The 21,677-nt window shown below is 33.3% G+C and carries 27 protein-coding genes and 1 pseudogene; 8 read left to right on the top strand and 20 right to left on the bottom strand.

The features are described 5' to 3' along the window. Positions 1–213: 213 nt before the first annotated feature. The 9 genes from C1S72_RS04900 to C1S72_RS04860 form a co-directional block, all read right to left on the bottom strand. Positions 214–648, bottom strand: a complete 435-nt coding sequence (locus tag C1S72_RS04900; RefSeq protein WP_104734524.1) for a cbb3-type cytochrome c oxidase subunit I — start codon at positions 646–648, stop codon at positions 214–216. Between the two features lie 106 nt (positions 649–754). Further along, entirely contained in the window at positions 755–1,540 is a 786-nt protein-coding gene (locus C1S72_RS04895; RefSeq protein ID WP_104734523.1) for a hypothetical protein, read from the bottom strand. A 127-nt stretch (positions 1,541–1,667) separates the two neighbouring features. Then, positions 1,668–2,465, bottom strand: coding sequence for an alpha/beta hydrolase (locus C1S72_RS04890; RefSeq protein WP_104734522.1), 798 nt, complete (start codon positions 2,463–2,465; stop codon positions 1,668–1,670). A 103-nt stretch (positions 2,466–2,568) separates the two neighbouring features. Further along, positions 2,569–3,327, bottom strand: a complete 759-nt coding sequence (locus C1S72_RS04885) for a DJ-1/PfpI family protein (RefSeq protein WP_104735792.1) — start codon at positions 3,325–3,327, stop codon at positions 2,569–2,571. 61 nt (positions 3,328–3,388) lie between these two features. Then, complete coding sequence (locus tag C1S72_RS04880) at positions 3,389–4,369, bottom strand: leucine-rich repeat domain-containing protein (RefSeq protein ID WP_104734521.1); 981 nt, start codon at positions 4,367–4,369, stop codon at positions 3,389–3,391. Positions 4,370–4,389: 20 nt separating this feature from the next. Next, a complete protein-coding gene (locus C1S72_RS04875) occupies positions 4,390–5,367 on the bottom strand; it encodes a PliI family lysozyme inhibitor of I-type lysozyme (RefSeq protein WP_104735791.1) in 978 nt (325 codons plus the stop codon). Positions 5,368–5,565: 198 nt separating this feature from the next. Then, positions 5,566–6,105, bottom strand: coding sequence for a hypothetical protein (locus C1S72_RS04870; RefSeq protein WP_162919930.1), 540 nt, complete (start codon positions 6,103–6,105; stop codon positions 5,566–5,568). An 18-nt stretch (positions 6,106–6,123) separates the two neighbouring features. Further along, complete coding sequence (locus tag C1S72_RS04865) at positions 6,124–6,939, bottom strand: cyclase family protein (RefSeq protein WP_230401579.1); 816 nt, start codon at positions 6,937–6,939, stop codon at positions 6,124–6,126. Positions 6,940–7,147: 208 nt separating this feature from the next. Continuing rightward, entirely contained in the window at positions 7,148–7,894 is a 747-nt protein-coding gene (locus tag C1S72_RS04860; RefSeq protein WP_162919881.1) for a DUF6090 family protein, read from the bottom strand. Positions 7,895–8,115: 221 nt separating this feature from the next. On the opposite strand from C1S72_RS04860, the gene C1S72_RS04855 reads away from it, so the two are divergent. The 4 genes and pseudogenes from C1S72_RS04855 (at position 8,116) to C1S72_RS04845 (ending at position 9,828) form a co-directional block, all read left to right on the top strand. Beyond that, positions 8,116–9,396 (top strand): DEAD/DEAH box helicase, encoded by a 1,281-nt coding sequence (locus C1S72_RS04855; RefSeq protein WP_104734517.1) that lies wholly within the window; start codon positions 8,116–8,118, stop codon positions 9,394–9,396. Between the two features lie 3 nt (positions 9,397–9,399). After that, complete coding sequence (locus C1S72_RS14510; protein ID WP_230401578.1) at positions 9,400–9,525, top strand: DUF6500 family protein; 126 nt, start codon at positions 9,400–9,402, stop codon at positions 9,523–9,525. Beyond that, positions 9,505–9,623: pseudogene (locus C1S72_RS14570) on the top strand (DUF6500 family protein); the annotation flags it as partial. The gene C1S72_RS14510 and the pseudogene C1S72_RS14570, both read left to right, overlap by 21 nt. Then, positions 9,604–9,828 (top strand): VF530 family protein, encoded by a 225-nt coding sequence (locus tag C1S72_RS04845; protein ID WP_104734516.1) that lies wholly within the window; start codon positions 9,604–9,606, stop codon positions 9,826–9,828. The pseudogene C1S72_RS14570 and the gene C1S72_RS04845, both read left to right, overlap by 20 nt. On the opposite strand, the gene C1S72_RS04840 is transcribed toward C1S72_RS04845, so the two are convergent. From C1S72_RS04840 to C1S72_RS04790, 11 genes are all read right to left on the bottom strand, one after another. Next, on the bottom strand, positions 9,825–10,427 hold the full coding sequence (locus C1S72_RS04840) for a hypothetical protein (protein WP_104734515.1): 603 nt from the start codon (positions 10,425–10,427) through the stop codon (positions 9,825–9,827). The genes C1S72_RS04845 and C1S72_RS04840 overlap by 4 nt on opposite strands. Before the next feature lie 8 nt (positions 10,428–10,435). Beyond that, a complete protein-coding gene (locus C1S72_RS04835) occupies positions 10,436–11,458 on the bottom strand; it encodes a DUF481 domain-containing protein (RefSeq protein ID WP_104735790.1) in 1,023 nt (340 codons plus the stop codon). Positions 11,459–11,486: 28 nt separating this feature from the next. Further along, positions 11,487–12,314 carry a hypothetical protein gene (locus C1S72_RS04830; protein ID WP_104734514.1) on the bottom strand — a complete coding sequence of 276 codons (828 nt, stop codon included), beginning with the start codon at positions 12,312–12,314 and terminating at the stop codon, positions 11,487–11,489. Between the two features lie 52 nt (positions 12,315–12,366). Further along, the gene (gene trpA / locus C1S72_RS04825) at positions 12,367–13,134 is read right to left on the bottom strand and encodes a tryptophan synthase subunit alpha (RefSeq protein ID WP_104734513.1); all 768 of its coding nucleotides are present in this window, start codon (positions 13,132–13,134) and stop codon (positions 12,367–12,369) included. Positions 13,135–13,136: 2 nt separating this feature from the next. After that, a complete protein-coding gene (trpB, locus tag C1S72_RS04820; protein WP_104734512.1) occupies positions 13,137–14,318 on the bottom strand; it encodes a tryptophan synthase subunit beta in 1,182 nt (393 codons plus the stop codon). A 62-nt stretch (positions 14,319–14,380) separates the two neighbouring features. After that, positions 14,381–15,001: a phosphoribosylanthranilate isomerase gene (locus tag C1S72_RS04815; RefSeq protein WP_104734511.1), complete on the bottom strand. Its 621-nt coding sequence runs from the start codon at positions 14,999–15,001 to the stop codon at positions 14,381–14,383. 124 nt (positions 15,002–15,125) lie between these two features. Beyond that, positions 15,126–15,911 (bottom strand): indole-3-glycerol phosphate synthase TrpC, encoded by a 786-nt coding sequence (gene trpC, locus C1S72_RS04810; protein WP_104734510.1) that lies wholly within the window; start codon positions 15,909–15,911, stop codon positions 15,126–15,128. Beyond that, positions 15,911–16,906, bottom strand: coding sequence for an anthranilate phosphoribosyltransferase (gene trpD, locus C1S72_RS04805; RefSeq protein ID WP_104734509.1), 996 nt, complete (start codon positions 16,904–16,906; stop codon positions 15,911–15,913). The genes trpC and trpD overlap by 1 nt, the downstream gene beginning before the upstream one ends. 1 nt (position 16,907) lies before the next feature. Then, entirely contained in the window at positions 16,908–17,474 is a 567-nt protein-coding gene (locus C1S72_RS04800) for an anthranilate synthase component II (RefSeq protein WP_104734508.1), read from the bottom strand. Position 17,475: 1 nt separating this feature from the next. Beyond that, positions 17,476–18,879: an anthranilate synthase component I family protein gene (locus C1S72_RS04795; protein ID WP_104734507.1), complete on the bottom strand. Its 1,404-nt coding sequence runs from the start codon at positions 18,877–18,879 to the stop codon at positions 17,476–17,478. A gap of 233 nt (positions 18,880–19,112) precedes the next feature. After that, the gene (locus C1S72_RS04790) at positions 19,113–19,574 is read right to left on the bottom strand and encodes a MarR family winged helix-turn-helix transcriptional regulator (RefSeq protein WP_104734506.1); all 462 of its coding nucleotides are present in this window, start codon (positions 19,572–19,574) and stop codon (positions 19,113–19,115) included. Positions 19,575–19,682: 108 nt separating this feature from the next. On the opposite strand from C1S72_RS04790, the gene C1S72_RS04785 reads away from it, so the two are divergent. The 4 genes from C1S72_RS04785 (at position 19,683) to C1S72_RS04770 (ending at position 21,656) form a co-directional block, all read left to right on the top strand. Then, the gene (locus tag C1S72_RS04785; protein ID WP_104734505.1) at positions 19,683–20,222 is read left to right on the top strand and encodes a TlpA disulfide reductase family protein; all 540 of its coding nucleotides are present in this window, start codon (positions 19,683–19,685) and stop codon (positions 20,220–20,222) included. A 5-nt stretch (positions 20,223–20,227) separates the two neighbouring features. After that, a complete protein-coding gene (locus C1S72_RS04780) occupies positions 20,228–20,839 on the top strand; it encodes a thioredoxin family protein (RefSeq protein ID WP_104734504.1) in 612 nt (203 codons plus the stop codon). 91 nt (positions 20,840–20,930) lie between these two features. After that, positions 20,931–21,245: a rhodanese-like domain-containing protein gene (locus tag C1S72_RS04775; RefSeq protein ID WP_104734503.1), complete on the top strand. Its 315-nt coding sequence runs from the start codon at positions 20,931–20,933 to the stop codon at positions 21,243–21,245. Positions 21,246–21,254: 9 nt separating this feature from the next. Next, positions 21,255–21,656 carry a rhodanese-like domain-containing protein gene (locus C1S72_RS04770; RefSeq protein ID WP_104734502.1) on the top strand — a complete coding sequence of 134 codons (402 nt, stop codon included), beginning with the start codon at positions 21,255–21,257 and terminating at the stop codon, positions 21,654–21,656. Positions 21,657–21,677 lie beyond the last annotated feature (21 nt).

Here is a 21,677-nt window from a genome sequence, read left to right as displayed (position 1 = left end):
ACCGATGATGGGTTACTCCCGAGGCTATCGGTTGGGACAGGTGATTTGAGGGTTGTGTCTTCGACATCTCGACAAGCTCGATACAGGCTTGCTCAGACTGACAAAGGGTGTTGGGTTGATTCGTTGATTTGGTTATTTGTTGATGATGGAAGATAGGAGACGGGAGACTCCCGAGGCTATGGGTCGGGACAAGGGTAGATTTTGTTCTTTAGGCTAGGGGTTGGGTAGTTTTTTTATTAGTCCTCTTATTATATTAATTGGAAAAATTAATTGACCAAATATTACAGTAATTAAAATAAGGGTGATGCTTAAAGTCAGGTTATTATTGAAATCATATTCCATAATTTCATTCCTATAACATTGAGTCAAAATCAAAACAATTAAAATTCCACCAAAGGTCAAGGTAATGTGTATTAAATTAAGCCATTTTGATAGTTTTCTATTGGCTTTTTCCATAATCCAATATCCAAGTCCAATTATTACGAAAAGTAATGAAATCAGCATGATTAAATGGTTAGTGGCAATTACAAAATAGGTGTCGTGAACATTGAATCCAAAAGAATCAGCTTTAATAAAAAATCCGAGTAAGCTAATTATGGGAATTGACGTCCAGAAAATTAGATATGGTTTTTTAATGAGTTTGTTCATTCAATTTGCGTCTAATGGTTTTGTGTATGATTTAACTTCGTTGAATCTTTGATTTAACTTTGTTCAGTTCGCTTTGCTCGTGTCGTTGCGTGTTTTAGCACGTAATTTAGCAAACGTTTTTTATTATGTTTTCTATTTTATAAATATCGTCTAAATTCACAAGTTTTGTGGTTTTTATGAATAGATTATCATTATCAATTTCTATTTCTAATCCTTTTTGATTTTCGAAATTCTTTAAAAGATTTTTTATTAGAATTATGTTGTGACTTTTCTTTAGGGTAAAGCATTCATAGTCATTAATTTCTAATTCGTCATCTTTCCTCAAAAGGTCAAGAAACTTTTCTCCCGAAGACTTTTCTCTAAAAAAATAGTGTCCATTTATATTATCAATTTTAATCCAATACATTAAATGAGATTCACAGTAGGTGTCTTGATAATAGGTCATTCCATGAAGTTCAGGAGCAGGTAAAAACACTATGCCATTTTTAAATTCAAACGGGTTTGAGTAGTGCCAATCGTCATAACTATTTAAAATTTTTGTTTTTTCAAAAATATCAAGTTGCTCATCAGTCAGTTTCGTTTTCCTATAATCTTTACTTTTTCTTAAGTAGTTTAATGCTCTTTCGGCTATTTTTTCGTCTTCGGTTGGGAGGTTCTCAAGTTCAGTTTCTGGAATGGTACGAAATTCATTGTCGTGTGCAATCCAATGTCCAGATTCAGCTTCTTCTAGTGTTAGTTTAGTTCCAGTTTCTGGGTCAATAATAAATTCGTCTTCTAGGCTTTTTTTTAATTTTTTTTCATATTCCTTTTCTTTTTTAGTCTTAAAAGTAAACATGAAATAAAAGGCATATACTATAAATCCAAAAAATAAAATTTCAAAAAAGGTATTCATTTATTTATGTACAAATGTTTGTTAATGGTTTTGTATATGGTTTGCTTTGCCAGTTTGCACTTTGTGCTTGTGCCATAAGTAGGCGAGAATTAGCCGTCAATTTTATATGGTGTTAGGTAACAGTTTTTTATTCTTTCTCAAATATAAATTTCATTCCGTCATAAAAACCTGAATAGGGAACGTGTCCAGCATTTTCGTAAGTTATATACTCATATTTTATTTGGTCACCTAACTCATGTTCTATTCTCTTGGATAAATCAATTATTGATTGGTGTATTTCCTTGTTTGGGTCTAATGGGTCAGCCAACGAGTTTGCTACAAATAATTTTTTTCCTTTAAAATTATTGTTGTTTTGAAAAGATTTGTCTGCTAGTTTATTGAAATAGGTATTCATATCTGCAAACCACCCAGCACAATTTCCTATATAATTATCAAACAATTCTGGTTTTGATAAAAAGGCATACATTACAAATAATCCACTTAAAGATCTACCTCTTATGGTTTTCTGACCGTTTGTACGATATTTTTTAGCAATATATGGTACTAGTTCGGTTTCTAGGAATGATATAAAATTATCGGCTTTAGGATTTTCTACTTGGTATGATGGTCTGCTAATTGGCATCATATCTCTTTCTCGGTCAGTGTTTGAAATTGCTACAATAATTATTTTTAAACGTAGATTATAGGTTACTAATCTGGCATCTATGAGATTATTTTCAGTTCCGTCTAACAAAAAGAGAACAGGATACGTATCGTTTGATACGTCATAGTCAATAGGCAGAGATACTACTAGTTGTCTATTCTCATTTAATATTTTTGATTGAAGGCTGTCTTTAATTCCAATTTTAACATTGACATCTTGAGAATAGCTAATTCCTGATTTTAAACATGCTATTAGTATAAAAAATAAAATATAGTTTCTCATAGTATTGTTATTCAAATTGTTTGCAACGTGTTTGCACTTTGTGCTTGTGCCGTAAGTAGGCTTGCACTAGCAATGAATTATTCACATTTTTATCCACCGTACTTTATTCTTTCCAATTTTGAAGTCGGTCAAGATATAAATAACTTTGCACGAACTTTTTATGTTCAGAGCTTGTCATTTTTTCCAATAAATTTAATGCTGAAATATAACTTGCCAAATTTCCATTTGACGAACTGAATTTTCCATCTTCAATAAAAGTTACTAAACTATCATTCTGAACTTTTAAATTTGGATAGTCTTTTTGTAATTGTTCTCCACCACCAATCCAAGTAACGATTTTATGTCCATCTGCAATTCCAGATTTCCCGATTAATTGAGCTCCAGCGCAATTACTCACAACATATTCAGTTTCTTTGTTTTTCTTTTTTATGAAGTTTACTATTTTTTCGTTGTTAACTTGTGCATACATATCATAAGCACTTGGCACAAAAAGAGCAGTTAATTTTGGACAATTCTCAAAAGTATAATCAGGAACGAAATGCATTCCTTCTTCGGTTGTGATTGGTTTTTCAGTTTCTGCAATTGTGATTACATTAAAAATTTGTTTTCCGCTTTCGGTTGGTTTTGCGAAAACATCTGAAGTTGCAATTACTTCGCTTTGTAGAACTCCGTTATACATCAAAAGTCCGATTGTTGGCAATTCAGATTTGAATGGTTTTAAGTGCTTAGTCAGTGTATCTGATTCTATTTCCTTTTGATTTATGCTCTCTTTTTCTAAATTATTTTTCGATTTTTCAGAGTAGCAACTAATCAGAATAGTTGCGAAAATTATTATTGTTGTTAAAACTCTAAATTTTGTCATTTTGTTCTGTTTTTTTTTTTTTTTTTGGTGTTGTGTGTGGTTTATTTCTAGAACATTGATTTTAATTAAGCTTTTTGAAATAGTTATAATTCTGTTGTGGGAGGTAGTAAACAATAGTACCTTTTGTTTGAAGAGATTCAACAAAGCTTAATGCATCAGAACCAGCATTAAAGTTTATGTAATTGTCATTGATGGATAACCGTTTTATCTTATTAAGGTTTGATAATGGGGAGATATCGACAATTTCATTGGCACCAAGTTCCAGCCACTCAAGGTTGATCAATGACGAAAGTTCAGATATATGCTCAATTTGATTGTTCCAAAGGAATAAATTTTCCAAAGAAGTTAAGTTTTCCAGAGCGTTGAGATTTTTGATACGATTGTTTCGAAGGTCTAGGTGCTTCAGTGCTACAAGAGTAGCAAGAGGGCTTAAATCCATTATATCATTCCCGTGGAGTGATAGCTTGTCAAGCTTTAACAAACCTGAAAGAGGTGATAGGTTATCAATCTCATTGTAATCTAAATTCAGCTGAACAAGGTTAGTCAGGTTTGAAACAGGGCCAATATCAGTTAATTTATTCTTTGATATAATAAGATGCTCTAAGCTAACTAATTTTTTGATAGGTGAGAGATCTGAAACTTTATTCTCTGGTACCCAAATACCGTACATACTATCTAATTCAGATAGAGGTGAGAGATCACTGATTTTTCCGTTACCAAGATTTAAGACTCGTAATCTTTTCAAGTTAGTTAAAGGCGACAGGTTACTAATTGGATTAGAATCCGCAGATATTATTTGTAGATTTTTAAAGAACTCAAGACCTTTTAACGAAGTGATTCCTCTATTTCGAATATCCAATCTTTTGATACTGTCAACATGTATTTTTGTGATTTCTCCCGATGGTAATCTAATTATTTCTCTAATTGCAATTTCAAGGTTTGAATCTTCGAAAGAAACAGTTTGAGCAGATGTAATTTGGTTGAAAAGGATAATGAAAAGTATCATTAGCGGTTTCATGGATTGCTTTAATGCTCTATTCATCTTATTTTTTATTACTGTTTTTAATATTCAGTGATTTTATCAACTTCAAGTTTTCTCATGGCTTCGCCTTCTACTAGTCTGTAAGAAACTTGTCTTGTTCCTCCAGTTGGTTCAGCATTTGTATCACCTTCTTTATAGATTGGAAAGCGTTGACTTAAAGTATTTTCAACGAGCGAAAATTCATCGTGTCCCATATATCCATTATTTATCTCGCTGTTTTCTGCTGTAGGTTGAAAATACACCTCACTCATTGATTTCTTATTATTAACGGAAAATGCGTACACATTTCCGTAACTTCCACTTCCAACTGACCGAGTAAAAACAAAAAGTTCAGGTGAGCCATCAGAATTAAGGTCTTCAACTTCTGCGTTGATTACTTCTTCACCGTCAATGTTGAGTGTCTCTTGGTATTCACGTTCTTTTAATCCAAATGTGAAAATTGTAAGGGTGTTTTTGCCATCTTTTTCTATTGAAGAGACATTAAATCCAACGTCTTGTAAGTTTAGTACGCTATTGAATTTTGTTTTGTCAATTTGATTTTGATCAATTGGTTCATTTATTTTTTGGTATGTTCCGGCAATACTTGCACCACCAGAGCAATAAAAATACAGTAAGCTTTCATCATCTTCCTTTTCTGTAGATATAGTGATTTGCGCATTAGTAAATTCAAACAGAATGGATTTTCCATCAATTTGGGTTTGGTAAAGTTTGTCATCTACTTTATAGGCAACTGCATCAAATGTACAAGTAGGTTTTTTCTTGTCTGCTCTTGAGCGGACTGAAATATTCAATTGATTATTTTCTGTTTCTGTAACTGATATGGCTATCCAATCATAGCCTTCACTTCTCTTTGAATAACCGTCAGAAACGTAGCTACCTAATACATTTAACGCTTCAGTGAATTCTGTTTTTGAAACTTCTTCAATCTTTTTTGTTTCGTTTTTACAACCGAAAGTCAAAAAAAGAATCATCACGATTGCATAAAAATTATTATTCATATTTTCTGACATTTGTTGTTATGTTAATTATCGCCAACGGTTTTGTAAATGGTTTGTTGCGTGTTTTAAGCACCTAATTTAGCAAATACAAACGGAAAAGAAAATCCGCGAGAGAGGAGCGTAGCGAACTGGCTCAAGCAATTGTCATAAGTTGGCGAGTTCTAGCCATTAATTATGCACGTGTTAGCCACAGGTTTTTTAATCGGCAATTTTGGTAAGTTCCATACCTAAAAACTGCATCCAGTTTTCACCATCGCGACTAAATTCGCCTATTTCAACCCATGTATTGTCTTTACTGTAATCACTAGTAAACCTCACGGTACCTTGATTTGGGATTTCCATTTTCCAGCGAATAACCTTTTCAGAAATAATATCTATTTCTGAAATGGATATTTTATTATCCTTATAGGCTCTTAACATGAGTTTTTTGGTTTCTGGATCTACATACATCACGCCAAAAGCTTCATGAACAACGACGGTTTCATTGGTTTCAGCATCGGTTTTTGTTCCCAATCCTTCAGCAACCATTATGTTGCAATCTGTTTTGCAATAAATTTGTTCTTTGATACGCGATTCAACTCGGCCTTCTCGAGTCATAGTCCAAGCATCACCCTCCCAAGTTCCTAACATGAAATGTAACGGTTCCATGGCGTTGGTAACTTTCTCCAAATTGTTCTGTGAAAAAACAGAGCATGAAAAAGCGAGTATAATTATAAGATTTCCAATAAGAGTTTTCATAATATATGTTTTATAATTTTAGTTGTTTAGTAATGCTATAATGCGCAAAGGCGCACCTGTTCCGCCTTTTATTTTCATGGGTAAGGCAATAATGTCAAAACCATCCTGTGGTAATTTATCCAGATTGGTCAAATTTTCAAAAGCTGGTATGTTTTCAGATAGTAAAATAACATGACTTTTAAACAGTTGCGATTGCCCGTAATCTATGCTTGGTGTATCAATACCAATGGCGTTAATGTTTCTATTATCAACCAGCCATTGTGCGGCTTCAGGTGATAATCCAGGAAAATGCAATAAGGCAATGGCATGGTCGCCACGTTCTGTAGTTCCTAAATATTGTTCTTTATTTGGATAGTATTTTGCAAAACCTGTTTGCAACAACACAATACTGTTATTAGGAATTTGATGGCCTTTTTGGTTTTCCCAGCTTGTTAAATCTTCAACCGAAATTAAATAATCGGGATTACCCTTGGCATTTTTAGATACATCAATTTTAATAGCTGAACCTATTAAGTTTTCTAATGGAATCTCTTCAACGGTTTGCCCTGTTTTAGAAAAATGAATGGGTGCATCAATATGGGTTCCGCCATGCTCGGCAGTGGCAAAATTATTAGCTGAATAGTAGAACCCTTTATCGGTGTCGCCTGCAAAAACGGTATCGAGTTCGAACTCTTTGGCTGTAACCCAATACACGGTTTCTGTGGAATATTCGTGTGATAAATCAACAATAGTTTTATCAGACAAGAATGTTAGAGTTTCTGCGGTAACCGATTTGGTTTGTGTTTCACAGCTTAAAAGAATTAAACTAAATACTATGCTAAAGCTTTTTAGCAAGAAACTAACGTTGTGATTAGGAAATTTTAATTTTAAGTATAAGAAATATATAACCATTTTTAAGGTTTCGTTTACGGTTTTGGCTATGGTTTCGTTACGGAATGCTACGCGAGTATCATTCCGCTGTAACCATAAATTTAGTAAAAAGGCTTGAAATTCCGAGTAGGAATTTCAGCCGTAATGAACTATAGCCATTGTTGTGCTTTCGTTATTTTTTATTAAGCTCTTTTTTTATTAAACTTTCTACTTCGGTAATATCATCAATCATCTTCTGCATCTCTACTAGTAAGTTTTTTTCGGTAAAATACTTTAGTGCAAATGCAGCTTCAGCCTCGAGTAATAATTTGATTGGACTCACTTCTTTTTGCAAATCTTTATTAAGCTGCGGGTGATTGTTTGCTCGTATTTTGATATTTGTTTTTAACCCCAAGGCAATGGCTTTCATTTGTTGAGATAAAAAAATTTCATTATTTGAGTTATTAACAATTGTCCATCTTTCCTGATTTCCGTTAAGGATTAGAATTTTCTCACGTAAAGTTGCGGGTAATAATTTTATTTCTCCTGTATGTTGAACCGTTTGAATCGTAGGATTTTCAAACTTTAAATAGGCTGTAACATTATCGATTTTATCAAGCTCACTTATGAAGTCATTAGTTTCTAAATTTTTCTTTCCAAACTCCTGATAATAGTTTTCAAAGGAAGTAATTCCCTCTTTTAATGATATTATTAAAGTATTAATATATTTCTTGTTTTCTTCGTAGTCACCTAGTAAGAGTTCGTAATATTGGTCTAAAACCAATTGTTGTTTTCTGCCTTCATTCCAATTGTTAATCTGTAATGCAATCAAAATTCCAATTACTACAAGAACAATTTCGCCAATGACATATTTTAAATACTTTCCAGTTTTGTTTTTCTCCATAAGGTCGTAACGGATTTTTCTAAAGAATTTTATCATTGGTTAATGGTTGGTTATAATGAAGCACAACGCTGTGATATGAATGCGTTTTAATATTTCGACAAGCTCAATACAGGTTATCTATATCAACTGTAAACGAAGTTCGTCTATTTTTTTGATATAATCAAGTAAATAGCGAACACCAAAAATAATAGCTGTATCTTTGACACCTAATAGAAAATGACGCTATAAATAAGAATGTCATTTGCACAATCATTTATATGTCATTTAAATCTCTAGGCTTAACCGATGCCTTACTAAAAGCGGTTTCTCAACAAGGTTATACAGAACCATCACCTATTCAACAAAAAGCCATTCCAGTCATTCTAGAAGGGAAAGATGTATTGGCCTCTGCACAGACAGGTACTGGAAAAACAGCTGGTTTTACCTTACCTATGTTGCAATTGTTAGAAGAGAATAAGCATTCAAAATACAGACCTATACGGGCTTTAATTTTAACACCAACTCGGGAATTGGCTGCACAGGTTTACGACAATGTCAAGTCTTATAGTGAATTTACCAATTTACGTTCGGTTGTTATTTTTGGCGGTGTTAATCAGAAGCCACAAGCGGCTGCTATTCGTAGAGGTGTTGATATTTTAGTTGCCACTCCAGGTCGTTTAATAGATTTGCAAAACCAAGGAATAGTGTCGTTAAAACGTGTTGAAATTCTGGTTTTAGATGAAGCCGATCGTATGCTAGACATGGGTTTTTTACGTGATATTGAACGCATCATGGATTCCATGCCTAAAAAACGACAAAGTTTGTTGTTTTCCGCCACGTTTTCAAAAGAGATTAGAAAGTTGGCTAATGGTATTTTGCACCAACCTGTGACCGTTGAGGCCACGCCTGAAAACACAGCTGTTGAGGTTATCAATCAGAAAGTGTATCGTGTAGCCAAAGGCAAAAAAACGGGGTTAATTATCAAGTTAATTTCTGATGGGAACTGGAAACAGGTTTTGGTTTTTACCCGAACCAAGCATGGTGCTAATAAGCTTTGTAAAAAAATGATTGGTGCGGGAATTTCAGCTGCTGCTATTCATGGTAATAAAAGTCAAGGTGCACGAACCAAGGCCTTAAGCGGTTTTAAAACTAGTAAAATACGGGTATTAGTGGCAACAGATATTGCAGCTAGAGGTTTGGATATTCCATTATTACCGCATGTTATTAACTTTGAGTTACCCAATATTTCTGAAGACTATGTACACCGCATTGGACGAACGGGTAGAGCAGGAGCCAGTGGCGAAGCTATTTCTTTAGTAAGTGCTGATGAAACAACCTATTTGAGGGATATTGAAAAGTTAATTGGTGAAAAAATACCAGTATCTGTTGTTGAAGGGTTTGAACCTGATCCTAATGCATCAACTGAACCCAGAAAGCAAGGTCAAGGTAGGCAGCAGCGATCAAAACCTAAAGGAGAAAATAGACAACCATCTAAAAGGGATAATACATCTCATACTGGGCGAAACCGAAATAGAAATAGAAGACGCTCAAATAATTAAGTGTTGACAGCCGTTTTAAGAGATAAAATACTAGCTGTTTGTGATAAGAAAATGGCCCAAAAAGGAGATACTGTTGGTTTGTCGTTTTATGCCTTTTTTGCTAATAAAATGACCATCCAGAATTATTAATGGAAGCTGCAACATGGTGGATACAAACACACCAATTAGATCATTTTGAAAAGGCTGTAAAAATTAAAAGCTTGATACATGGAGAGTCAGCCAAATAATCCACTTCATGGCGTTAAACTCGAACAAATCATTAATGAGTTAGAGGCACATTATGGGTGGGAATATATGGGACATGTCATTAATATTCGTTGTTTTACTGATAATCCTTCGGTTAAATCTAGTTTGAAATTTTTACGAAGAACACCTTGGGCACGAACTAAAGTTGAAGCAATGTATTTAACTATGATTAAAAATAAAGGCTAATTTGTTTTTTTAGAATTTGCAATTATAGCTTCAACATCTAAACCTTCACCAAAAGCATATATAGCAGACATGGCAGCTTTCATAGAAATGTTGTAGTATTCAAAATCACTATTAGTCATATAGCGAACTTCACCAGCATCAATTTTTGGAGCATCAGGAATATAAATGGTAGTATGCGTTTTTGTTTTATCAGTAATAAATCCAATGCGATAAAAACTATCTTCCTTAAAAATTATAGCTTGCCAAAACTCATTTATAACATTATTGTTATCACCAATTAAACGAAATTTCAGCATTTGAAGTGATGGCATAAAAATGAATAATTTTTTTTCTACACCAGAACTCCAATTTTTTACAATCCCTTTTTCTATAAGTAAGCCAGCTACAAAACATAAAATTATAAGGAGGATAATAGTAACGATAATAATCGATGCCGAACCAAAAACTGAATTGAGATCAAGTGCCTCACTTATTTTGGCACTAATAGGCTTGAGGGTTTTGTGTATTTGCGTCCAAGCAAAAATTATCAATAATAGCGGAACTATAAAAAATAGTCCTCCAAAAATTAGAGCTCTTGACGATTTATTTAAAATACCCATAGTGTTTATTAATTAAACTCCCAGCCAAAAGTAGATTGAAACACATAATCAGATACCGATGCTCCCTCAACAGGTTTGCTATCATAGTTATAGGTTAATCCTAATTTTATAAAGAAATCTAATGGGAGATCATATTTTAGATTCAAATTATAGTCGGCTCTGTATCTGCCGGATTCAGTTAAACTGGGATAAAATGTCAGATTTGTATTGAGGTTAAAATCTTTTACATCAAAAATGTCCAAGGCCAATCCTACATAAGCCTCTAGGGAATTTCTATTGGTGTTATTAATGTCTGTGAACTTTTCGTTGTTGAAAGCTAAACCAAAACCACCACCAAAATACATGCTATTGGAATGAATAATGTATTTGCCTAAACCACTTTTTACCGTTGAACGCAATTGAAGTTTTTGTTCATCGTTAGATAAAAAGTCACCTGAAAGGGAATAAAACCAATCTTTTTTCATGAAATATTTGAGACCTACAGAAGCATCTACACGGCTAGTTGCATCAACACTGTCTTGATTACTTCTTACCAAATTATAGCTTCCATTTAAGCCCCATTTATAAGCGGTATAAGATAAATTACTATTTACTGACAATTGACTCAAATTATTACTTTTAGTAAAATTATAACCAAGAGAAACAGACGCTTTTATTCGGGATAAAAATTTATTTTTTACGGGATTGATATATACAATATCTCTTATTTTAACCAATTCATTATTATGACCTTGTAATGTAACAACAGCCGAATCGCCATCTTTTGTATACATAGAACTATTTATTCTTGTACCGTCAGAAAGTGTCATAAGGTAGTTTTGTTTACTTTTAATACTAATGATGTCTATCCAGGTTATAGTAAAGTCAGAATCACTATAATCAGTTTCAATAGTAACAACACCTCTGTCCATTGATTTAATTTCACCAACTAATTTGTCATTGTTTTTTAAGACGATTGTGTCGTTTTGAGACCATGAAATAAAAGGTGCTAAAACGACTAAAAAAAGAAATGTAATTTTTTGATATGCCATTATTAACTTGTTTTTATGCATTTGGTATTTATCCTTTTGGGAATAATAGAACTAGCATGGCTCTAAAACCCCAATCTGCAGTATTTGCGTTGCCGTAGGGTATTCTTGGACCAATAGCAAACTGTGTGAGTTGCTTTCCGATACTAAATACTTTTGCACCAACAAGATGAAGACTTCCTGAAGTTGCATCAGCATCCCAATTTTGAGTTAATTCAGTGTTTAGAGTTATAGAATAGCCACCTTTAATGTTTTTTGCAATAAAAGGTTGTAAAAATGTATTATTTACATCGGCTCTGTTATCACTTCCTGCCACAGACCAAATATGGTTTGCTAAAGCACCAATTGTAAATTTTCCTGCTTGTTTAAGTATGACTACAGTAGGACCCATTCCAAATTTTTCAGTCCCTAGTAAGTCGTCAGTAGCTGTTGGAACTAGCAGTACAGGACCTGCTCCCCAAATAATACCATTTGATGTAGGTTCTTTTGGAGAGAAAAATCCACTCACAACAGCATCACTTAAGCCAAATTGACTACCACTATTACCATAAGCGTTGTGCTGTGAAATTACAGGTAAAATTACTCTGCCAATTAAGTTCCAGTGCTCACTAATGCTTAATGGAATTACCGGTTGAATGTTTAAGGTCATTCGTGAACCGTTTTCCGTACCAATACCAAAATCAAAATTCCCTTGAAACGGCACGCTTATTAAACTAGCAACAGGGTTTTGTAGTTGCTTGGCTAGTTTATCTGCTTGAGATATTTCTTGGTCTTGATTATCGACTATGTTATCAGGGTTATCTTGTGAAAAGGCCAAACTTTGAATAAGTATGGCTAGTAGAAAATATAAATTCTTCATTTATTGATGATTGATTAGTCGTTATAAAGATAACTGTTTTTGAGCAAAACAACTAGCCTATAGATATTGTTGGGATAAAATTTTCAATATTATCTAAAGGACTTTTTTTTATAAATTTTACGAACGCACTACCAATAATGGCACCTTTGGCATATTGTGTTGCTTGATTAAATGTTTTGTGGTTTGAAATGCCAAAACCAACAATTTGCGGATTATTGAGATTTAAGTCCGCTATACGTTTGAAGTAGTTGGTTTGTTCTACGCCGAATCCTAGTTTAGCTCCAGTGGTACTAGCCGAACTTACCATATAAATAAATCCATTAGAAACGGAATCTATATATCTAATGCGTTCATCAGATGTTTGTGGCGTAATAAGAAATACATTAATGAGTCCGTATTTTTCAAAAGTTGCTTTATACTGTTCTACAAAAACGTCCACAGGTAAATCGGGCAGTATTAAGCCATCGATTCCTATTTCTTGACATCTTTTACAAAAGGCTTCAATACCATATTGTAAAATGGGATTAAAATAGCCCATAATAATTAATGGAATGGAAACCGATTTACGAATATCTTGTAATTGATTGAATAAAACTTCAGTTGTCATGCCATTTTTTAAGGCTTGTGTAGAGCTAGCTTGTATGGTAGGACCATCGGCTAAAGGGTCGCTAAACGGTAGGCCAATTTCAATCATATCCACACCGCTTTTCTCAAGGTTTTTAATAATTGTGGTTGTATCATTTAAATTGGGATAACCCGCTGTGAAATAAATAGAAATTAACTTTTTGTCTTCTTGTAATTTTTGATTGATTCTATTCATATTTATAAGTTAAAGTAATCAATATAGTTTTGTAAATCTTTATCACCGCGTCCCGATAAACTAATTACTACAATGTCATCGGGTTTAAATGTTTTGTGCTTAAAAACAGCCAATGCATGGGCTGTTTCAATGGCTGGTATAATACCTTCTAATTGTGTTAGTTCTAGCCCAGCCTGCATAGCGTCATCATCAGTTGCCGAATAAAATTCGCCACGTCCAGTTTTGTATAAATGTGCATGTAATGGTCCAACGCCAGGATAGTCTAATCCAGCCGAAATGGAATAGGGTTCTGTTATTTGACCATCATTAGTTTGCATTAAGAGTGTTTTACAACCATGAATAATACCTGCTTTTCCTAAAGCCGATGTTGCAGCACTTTTTCCAGAGTCAATGCCTTTTCCAGCTGCTTCAATAGCAATTATTCCAACCCCTTTATTGTCTAAAAAATGGTAGTAGGTACCAGCAGCATTACTACCACCTCCAATACAAGCCACGACATAGTCAGGATACTCACGATTTTCTTTTTCCTTTAATTGCCATGTTATTTCTTCAGAAATAACCGATTGAAAACGTGTTACCATATCTGGATATGGATGAGGTCCAATTGCAGACCCGATAATATAATGCGTGTTTTCAGGGTTATTAATCCAATCTCTAATGGCTTCGTTAGTAGCGTCTTTTAGTGTTTTACTACCAGAAGTAGCTGGTACAACCCTTGCTCCAAGCATTTTCATTCTGGCAACATTGGGTGCTTGTCTAGCTATATCAATTTCACCCATATAAACAATACACTCTAAACCCATTAACGCGCAAACAGTAGCTGTGGCTACACCATGCTGTCCTGCACCCGTTTCTGCTATTATGCGTGTTTTGCCTAATCGTTTGGCCATTAATATTTGACCAATAGTATTGTTGATTTTATGTGCGCCAGTATGATTTAAGTCTTCGCGTTTTAGATAGATTTTAGTTTGATACTTTTTACTTAATCGATTGGCGAAATATAGTGGAGAAGGACGACCGACATAATCCTTAAGTAACTGGTTGAACTGTTTCTGAAAGCTTGATTCAGCCATTACTTTTAAATAATTTTGCCGTAGTTCCTCAACATTTGGATAGAGCATTTCTGGAATGAAAGCTCCTCCAAATTCTCCGTAGTATCCTTTTTCGTTGATGTTGTATGACATAATGTTATTTTTATGTCATGCTGAGCTTGTCGAAGCATCTCTTTCGAGATTCTTCACTTCGTTCAGAATGACAATCTGTTTTTAAATTCTTTTAATTGTTCAATATTTTTTAAACCTGGTTCAATTTCAAATTTGCTATTGACATCTATACCGTAGCAATATTTGGATTCCTGTTTGGCTAGGAATGACAAGATATCATCTACATTTTCTAATCCAATACCACCACTTAAAAAGAAAGGTTTCGTTGATGTATAATTACTTAAAACGCGCCAATCAAAAGAATAACCATTGCCACCAGGAAGTTTGCCTTTAGTATCGAACAAGAAATAATTGCATGCGTCTTCATAAGATTCTAAAACTGAAAAATCAAATTCATTTTTAATGGAAAAAACCTTAATAACTTCAACGCCTGACGATTTTAAAATTCGACATAATTCAGGCGATTCATGACCATGAAGTTGAATTACATTCAAATTGTGTGTTTCAATCTGTCTGGAGATAAATTCAACTTTTTCATCAACAAAAACACCAACTTTTTTTATCTCTGGTGCTATTTCAGGTATTGAGTTTTCAAAACATCTAGGTGAGGGTTCATGAAATATAAAGCCGAGATAATCCGGTTGCAATCTGGCAACTTCAAAAATATTATCTGGATATTTCATACCGCAAACTTTTAACTTCATTTTATTCTCGCGAAAGCGGGAATCTCACCACGCTTCTTATTTTCTGTCACTGCTGCGAAAGCAGGAACCTTATTCATATTGTTTAATTTATAATGGATTCCTCATCAAGTGCGGAATGACAATTCTATATTTCTAAATTATCTATAAACTCTTTGGCACTTTCACCAGGATTATTAGTTTTCATGAAATTCTCACCAATTAAAAATCCTTTATAACCGTAAGATTGCAATTCTCTTATTGATTCAATAGAACTTATACCACTTTCAGAGACTTTTACGAATTCATCAGGTATTAGCTTGCTTAATGTTTTACTTGTTTCTAAACTAACTTCAAAAGTTTTTAAATTGCGATTGTTCACGCCTAACATATCCAGACTAGGCATAATTGATTTATGTAATTCTGCTACGTTGTGAACCTCTAAAAGTACATCCAAATGGAGTGTTTTAGCTAATTTTGAAAATTGTTTGATTTCATCTTTAGAAAGTATTGCAGCGATTAATAAAATGGCATCAGCTCCATAAGCTTTCGCTTCAATAATCTGATAGGTGTCTACAATAAATTCCTTTCGTAGTATAGGTAAATGACAACTTGCTCTCGTTATAAGTAAGTCATCTAAACTACCACCAAAATACTTTCCATCAGTTAAAACCGACATGCCACAAACGCCTGCCGTTTCATATCCTTTGGCTACATCTTGGATATTTGTATTTTGATTAATCACTGACTTTGAAGGTGAGCGTCTTTTGTGTTCTGCTATAATACCTGTTTTGCTTTTGTTTAAGGCAGTTGCAAGTGACATTGTTTGTCTTTCAAACAGTACAGAATTTTCTAATTGGGAAACTGGAATTAGACTTTTTTTTAAGCCAACTTCAACATGTTTATCTCTTATTATTTTGTCTAAAATGTTCATTAGTTTTGGCTTAATTCTACAAGAGTTTTAAAACTATTTAAGGCTTTGCCTGATATCAAGGATTCTTTAGCTATTTGAAAACTGTCTTCAATTGATGTATTATTTACTGTTGATATGGCCAATGCGGCATTGGCGCAAACTACATTGTTTTGTGCATCAGTGCCTTGACCTAGTAAAATATGGGTGAAAATTTTCGCCGATGATTCAATCGAATTTCCGGCGTGAATTTGTTCTTGTTTTAATGGGTTGAGATTAAAAGTTGAAGCATCAATAATTTGTTCTCTGTCATTTTGAATAACTTTGGCTGTACCTGTAAGCGATATTTCATCGTAGCCATCCAATGCATGTACAAGTGTGTATTTCTTTTTTGTGCTTTGGTATAAATAACTGTAAAGCCTTAATAATTCTAAACTAAACACACCGACTAATTGGTTTTTTGGAAAAGCAGGATTAACCATAGGACCGAGCATATTAAAAAATGTTTTGACACCTAATTCTTTTCTAATTGGAGCTACATGTTTCATTGCTGGATGAAACAATGGAGCATGCAATACACAAATGCCTGCTTGATCTAAACAACTCCTTAAGAAATCAGGATTGTTAGAAAATTTAATGCCCAAAAACTCCATAACATTTGATGATCCACATGCTGAAGATACACCATAGTTGCCGTGTTTTGTAACATGAATACCTGTTCCAGCAGTAACAAATGAAGCTAAAGTTGATATGTTGAATGTATCTTTACCATCACCACCAGTACCACATAAATCAATGGTACTATAATTATCTAATTTTACAGGAATGCATAACTCTAATAAGGCATCACGAAAACCTTGTAATTCCTCTATGGTTATTGTTCGCATCATATAGACTGTTAAGAATGATGCAATTTGACTTTGATTATAATCTCCTTTAGAAATATTTACCAATACGGCTTTGGCTTCTTCGCTAGAGATGCTTTCTTGATTTATTAATCTGTTTAAAATATGTTTCATATTAATGTTCAACCCAGTTTTTTAAAATGTCTTTTCCATTTGGTGTTAATACGGATTCAGGATGAAATTGTACGCCTCTCACATCATAGTCTATGTGTTTTAAGGACATAATTTGCCCATTGTCATCTCGTGACGTTGCAACTAAACAATCAGGAAGGTCATTGCTCACAACCCATGAATGGTAACGTCCAACTTCAATATGCTTATCTAGTCCACTAAACAAATAATCTTCAGTATCAATAATTTCAATTTTAGTAGATACACCGTGAAAAACTGAATCCAGATTAATTATGGAACCACCAAAAACTTCCCCTATTGCTTGTTGTCCCAAGCACACACCTAAAATACTTTTGGTGGAAGCAAACTCTTTTATCAAGGGTTTTAATAATCCAGCTTCATTTGGAATTCCTGGTCCAGGTGACAATAAAATTTTATTGAACTCTTTTACAGCTTCAAGTTGAAATTTATCATTTCTTAAAACGATTACATCACAATCTAAATCTTCTAAATAATGAACCAGATTGTAAGTGAAACTATCGTAATTATCTATAACTAATACTTTTTTCATGTTATAAGGTTTCGGCAAGTTCTATAGCTTTTGTTAATGCACCTAACTTGTTATATACTTCTTGTAATTCATTTTCAGGATTGGATTTTGATACCAAGCCTGCACCAGCCTGCCAATGTAACTGATGGTTTTTACTCAAAAATGTTCGAATCATAATGGCGTGATTATAATTACCGTTAAAGTCCATGAAACCTATGGCGCCTCCATAAACCTCACGACTTGTTTTTTCATATTGCTCTATAAGTTGCATGGCTCTGTGTTTTGGAGCACCAGATAACGTTCCAGCAGGAAATGTGTCCGCTACCACTTGCATGGTTGTTGTTTGACTGTTCTTTATTCCAGATACTTTACTGACTAAATGAATGACATGTGAAAAGAATTGAATTTCTTTATATGTATCCACTTTTACCGTACTACCATGTCTGCTTAAATCATTTCTTGCCAAATCAACAAGCATAACATGTTCAGCATTTTCTTTGTCATCCATAGCTAATTTTTTAGCTAGTTCGGCATCGTGTTCATCATTACCTGTGCGTTTAAAAGTTCCAGCAATTGGATGTATTTCAGCCTTACCTTTATTGACAATAAGTTGTGCTTCTGGCGAGCTTCCAAAAATCTTAAAGTTTCCATAATCAAAATAGAATAAATATGGTGATGGATTGATACTTCTTAATGCACGATAAACATTAAATTCATCACCTTTAAATTGTTGTGAGAACTTTTTTGAAAGCACCAATTGAAAGACATCACCTCTGGCGCAATGTTCTTTAGCTTTTGTTACATGCTTTTTATATTCCTCATCAGTTAAATTTGATTTGGTTTCACCATTTGTTTCAAAATTAAAGGCTGCGTAATTTTTAGATTTTATGAGCTGTAATAAATCATCAATATTATTTTCGGCATTAAAACAATGTGCAAAAACATAAGCTTCATTTTTAAAGTGATTTATAGCAATTATGTTTTGGTAAACAGCATAGTAAATGTCAGGGATCTCTAAATTATTCGGTTTTTTTGAAATTGAGATATCTTCAAAATACCTTACAGCATCATAGGCTGTAAAACCAAAAATGCCATTATTAATGAACTTGAATTCCTTGGACGACTGTGTCTTAAAGCGTTTTGTGAATTTATGTATTTTATCGGCAACTTTAGTTTTTTTAGTTATTTGTGTGGTCAAACTGCTGCCATCAGGAAATTGCTGTAAGATTTTTTCATTCTGAACTTTTATTGAGGCAATTGGATTGCAACAAATGTATGAGAAGCTATTATCATTGGCATGATAATCACTACTCTCTAGTAAGATACTATTGGGGAACTTATCCCTTATTTTAAGGTACACACTAACAGGTGTTAAGGTATCTGCCAATATTTTTTTGTAATGTGTATAGAGACTGAATGTTTTCATAATTCAAATAAAAAAGGCTTGTCGTGAATGACAAGCCTTTTAAATATTTTTAATTAAATATATAGGGTTAATTCACGAAAGTTGTTTTCGAAAATTCCACCACCAGATATTGTTTATTATTAATTTCATAGTTTAGTCAAATATAGAATGAATTTGTTAGTATCCAAAATAAAATTTAAAAAAAACTACCATACAAGATGGTAGTTTTCTAGTTACTAGATATGTAAAGAGAATTAGTTAGCTATTAATCGAATCTTTTCCAGTAACTTGTTTAATTCTCGGGATTCCACTTTGGTTAGTTGGCTTGTTAAATCTTTTTCAATGTTATCGATCAAAATATCTAGAGTTTCTAAAACTTCAAGACCTTTTTTGGTTATTGTAATATCTAATTTTCGTTTGTTTGCTGCATTTAGTTTTTTGGTAACATAATTCTTGACTACTAATTTGTCAATCAACCTAGTTGTGTTACTCATTTTTGTTATCATACGCTCTTGAATATCAGAAAGCGACGCAGCAACCCCTTTTTTACCTCTTAATATTCTTAAAACATTAAATTGTTCTAAAGAAATATCATGAGCTTTAAGGCTTTCATTTAATTTGTGATTAACCAGATTGGCTGTATAAATTAAACTAACAACAGTTTTTTTAGTGTCTGATAACGATTTACTTGTTTTAAGAATGTCTTCAATTCTCATGACAACTGTTGTATATACAAATGTAAAAAAATATATGTATAAACCACTAATAATTAAATATTTGTTAAACATTATTTGGTCTCAAAAGTTATCTATAATTTTAAGCTTATGAAGTATATATTTGTGTTTTTAGCTGTTTTCTTATTTAATTGTAATAATGACAAGAAAGATGTAACGTCAAATAAAGAAGATACGGTTACAGAAAGGGTTGATACAATACAGCAAGAAACCCCTTTGGAAATTTATGATTTTGCAGGTGTTGAGAAATATCTAAATTATAACGATGATAAAACATATATAGTCAACTTTTGGGCTACATGGTGTGCGCCATGTGTAAAGGAATTACCATATTTTGAAAAAATAGGAGCTGATTATAAATCAGAAGATGTAGAAGTGATTCTCGTTAGTCTTGACTTTCCAAAGCATTATGAATCTAAATTAAAACCTTTTATTGCTGAAAAAAAACTACAATCTAAGATGATTGTTTTGAATGATGTTGATAGCAATTCATGGATACCAAAGGTTAACGAAAACTGGTCAGGAGCAATACCAGCAACTTTAATATACAATAATGATAAAAGACATTTTTATGAACAGTCTTTCAGTTATGAAGAATTAGAAACCGAACTTAAACAATTTTTAAAATAACAATTATGAAAACACTAAAAACAATTTTTACTTTCCTGGTTGTAGCAACATTATTTGCCTTTACAACAGGTACTGATAGTGGTGGTTATGATATTGGCGATATTGCTACCGATTTTAGTTTAGAAAACATCGATGGAAAAATGGTGTCATTGGCTGATTTTAAAGAAGCCAAAGGGTTTATAGTAATATTTACCTGTAATACCTGTCCTTATGCTGTTGCTTATGAAGATAGAATAGAAGCTCTGAATAAAAAATATGCAAGTAAAGGTTATCCAGTAATTGCCATTATGCCTAATAATACAGATGTAAAACCTGGAGACAACATGGAAGCTATGAAGGCAAGAGCTAAAGCTAAGGGCTTTACATTTCCTTATTTAATGGATAAAGGACAAAAAATTTATCCGCAATATGGTGCTACAAAAACACCGCATGTATATGTTTTACAAAAAACAAAAAAAGGAAATGAGGTGAAGTACATTGGAGCAATAGATGATAATTACCAAGATGCCAGTGCGGTCAATCAAAGGTATGTTGAAAACGCTGTTGACGCTTTATTAAATGGGAAAGAAGTCCCAGAAACAAAAACAAGAGCGATAGGCTGCTCCATAAAAGTTTAATAATTATCTAATCCGAAGCGTAACACTTCGGATTTTTTTTCGTCTTTTTATTAAAGAAATCTTAATTTTGTTTTAATTCAAATTAAAGAAGATGGCAGATTATACCCAAACTGAATGGCGCGAAAAGTTAGATAAAGATTCTGATGCAGTAATAATTGATGTGCGAACCGAACAAGAACTAGAGGACGGTTTTATACCCAATGCCATTCATCTTGACATCTACCAAGGGCAAGCATTTATTGACAAGGTCCAAGAATTGGATAAAAACAAGCATTATTATGTTTATTGTAAATCCGGTGGCAGGAGTGCTCAAGCATGTGCCATTATGAACCAATTAGGTTTTAAGAGTGCTTATAACCTTGTAGGAGGATTTACAGAATGGCAAGGAGAAACCACTAAAAATTAAACACAACAAATGAAAAAAAGTATCATACTTTGCGGTTTATTACTATTTATAGGTGTTAGTAGCTGCAAAAAAGAGGCGAAAAAAGGAGAGGTTAAGGTCGTATCAGTTGAAGAAATGCAATCGCTATTAGAATTGGAAGATATTCAACTGGTTGATGTGAGAACACCTGAAGAATACCAAGAAGGCTATATTGCAAATTTTCAGAACATCGATTTTTTATCGCCAACCTTTGATGAGGATATTGCTAAATTAGATAAAAATAAACCTGTAATTTTATATTGTAAATCTGGAGGCAGAAGTGCTAGTTGTGCACAAAAAATGCTAGATGCTGGATTTGTCAAAATTTATGATTTAGAAGGCGGTATTTCTAAATGGCAACACGAAGGGCAAGAGGTTAAAGTGTTGCAGTAAGCATTTATAATAGTGTTAATT

This window comes from Hanstruepera ponticola, from assembly GCF_002940745.1.
GTDB classification, from domain to species: Bacteria; Bacteroidota; Bacteroidia; order Flavobacteriales; family Flavobacteriaceae; genus Hanstruepera; species Hanstruepera ponticola.
This window is presented reverse-complemented; position numbering and strand designations above follow the sequence as displayed.

Coding starts and splice junctions, on each gene's coding strand:
- C1S72_RS04840 (WP_104734515.1), bottom strand. CDS start 10,427: ATGGGTATTTTAAATAAATCGTCAAGAGCTCTAATTTTTGGAGGACTA.
- C1S72_RS04875 (WP_104735791.1), bottom strand. CDS start 5,367: ATGAATAATAATTTTTATGCAATCGTGATGATTCTTTTTTTGACTTTC.
- C1S72_RS04770 (WP_104734502.1), top strand. CDS start 21,255: ATGAAAAAAAGTATCATACTTTGCGGTTTATTACTATTTATAGGTGTT.
- trpD (WP_104734509.1), bottom strand. CDS start 16,906: ATGAAACATATTTTAAACAGATTAATAAATCAAGAAAGCATCTCTAGC.
- C1S72_RS04775 (WP_104734503.1), top strand. CDS start 20,931: ATGGCAGATTATACCCAAACTGAATGGCGCGAAAAGTTAGATAAAGAT.
- trpA (WP_104734513.1), bottom strand. CDS start 13,134: ATGAATAGAATCAATCAAAAATTACAAGAAGACAAAAAGTTAATTTCT.
- C1S72_RS04885 (WP_104735792.1), bottom strand. CDS start 3,327: ATGACAAAATTTAGAGTTTTAACAACAATAATAATTTTCGCAACTATT.
- trpC (WP_104734510.1), bottom strand. CDS start 15,911: ATGAACATTTTAGACAAAATAATAAGAGATAAACATGTTGAAGTTGGC.
- trpB (WP_104734512.1), bottom strand. CDS start 14,318: ATGTCATACAACATCAACGAAAAAGGATACTACGGAGAATTTGGAGGA.
- C1S72_RS04890 (WP_104734522.1), bottom strand. CDS start 2,465: ATGAGAAACTATATTTTATTTTTTATACTAATAGCATGTTTAAAATCA.
- C1S72_RS04845 (WP_104734516.1), top strand. CDS start 9,604: ATGGAGAGTCAGCCAAATAATCCACTTCATGGCGTTAAACTCGAACAA.
- C1S72_RS04780 (WP_104734504.1), top strand. CDS start 20,228: ATGAAAACACTAAAAACAATTTTTACTTTCCTGGTTGTAGCAACATTA.
- C1S72_RS04790 (WP_104734506.1), bottom strand. CDS start 19,574: ATGAGAATTGAAGACATTCTTAAAACAAGTAAATCGTTATCAGACACT.
- C1S72_RS04895 (WP_104734523.1), bottom strand. CDS start 1,540: ATGAATACCTTTTTTGAAATTTTATTTTTTGGATTTATAGTATATGCC.
- C1S72_RS04870 (WP_162919930.1), bottom strand. CDS start 6,105: ATGAAAACTCTTATTGGAAATCTTATAATTATACTCGCTTTTTCATGC.
- C1S72_RS04835 (WP_104735790.1), bottom strand. CDS start 11,458: ATGGCATATCAAAAAATTACATTTCTTTTTTTAGTCGTTTTAGCACCT.
- C1S72_RS04795 (WP_104734507.1), bottom strand. CDS start 18,879: ATGAAAACATTCAGTCTCTATACACATTACAAAAAAATATTGGCAGAT.
- C1S72_RS04830 (WP_104734514.1), bottom strand. CDS start 12,314: ATGAAGAATTTATATTTTCTACTAGCCATACTTATTCAAAGTTTGGCC.
- C1S72_RS04800 (WP_104734508.1), bottom strand. CDS start 17,474: ATGAAAAAAGTATTAGTTATAGATAATTACGATAGTTTCACTTACAAT.
- C1S72_RS04900 (WP_104734524.1), bottom strand. CDS start 648: ATGAACAAACTCATTAAAAAACCATATCTAATTTTCTGGACGTCAATT.
- C1S72_RS04855 (WP_104734517.1), top strand. CDS start 8,116: ATGTCATTTAAATCTCTAGGCTTAACCGATGCCTTACTAAAAGCGGTT.
- C1S72_RS04860 (WP_162919881.1), bottom strand. CDS start 7,894: ATGATAAAATTCTTTAGAAAAATCCGTTACGACCTTATGGAGAAAAAC.
- C1S72_RS04880 (WP_104734521.1), bottom strand. CDS start 4,369: ATGAATAGAGCATTAAAGCAATCCATGAAACCGCTAATGATACTTTTC.
- C1S72_RS04815 (WP_104734511.1), bottom strand. CDS start 15,001: ATGAAGTTAAAAGTTTGCGGTATGAAATATCCAGATAATATTTTTGAA.
- C1S72_RS04785 (WP_104734505.1), top strand. CDS start 19,683: ATGAAGTATATATTTGTGTTTTTAGCTGTTTTCTTATTTAATTGTAAT.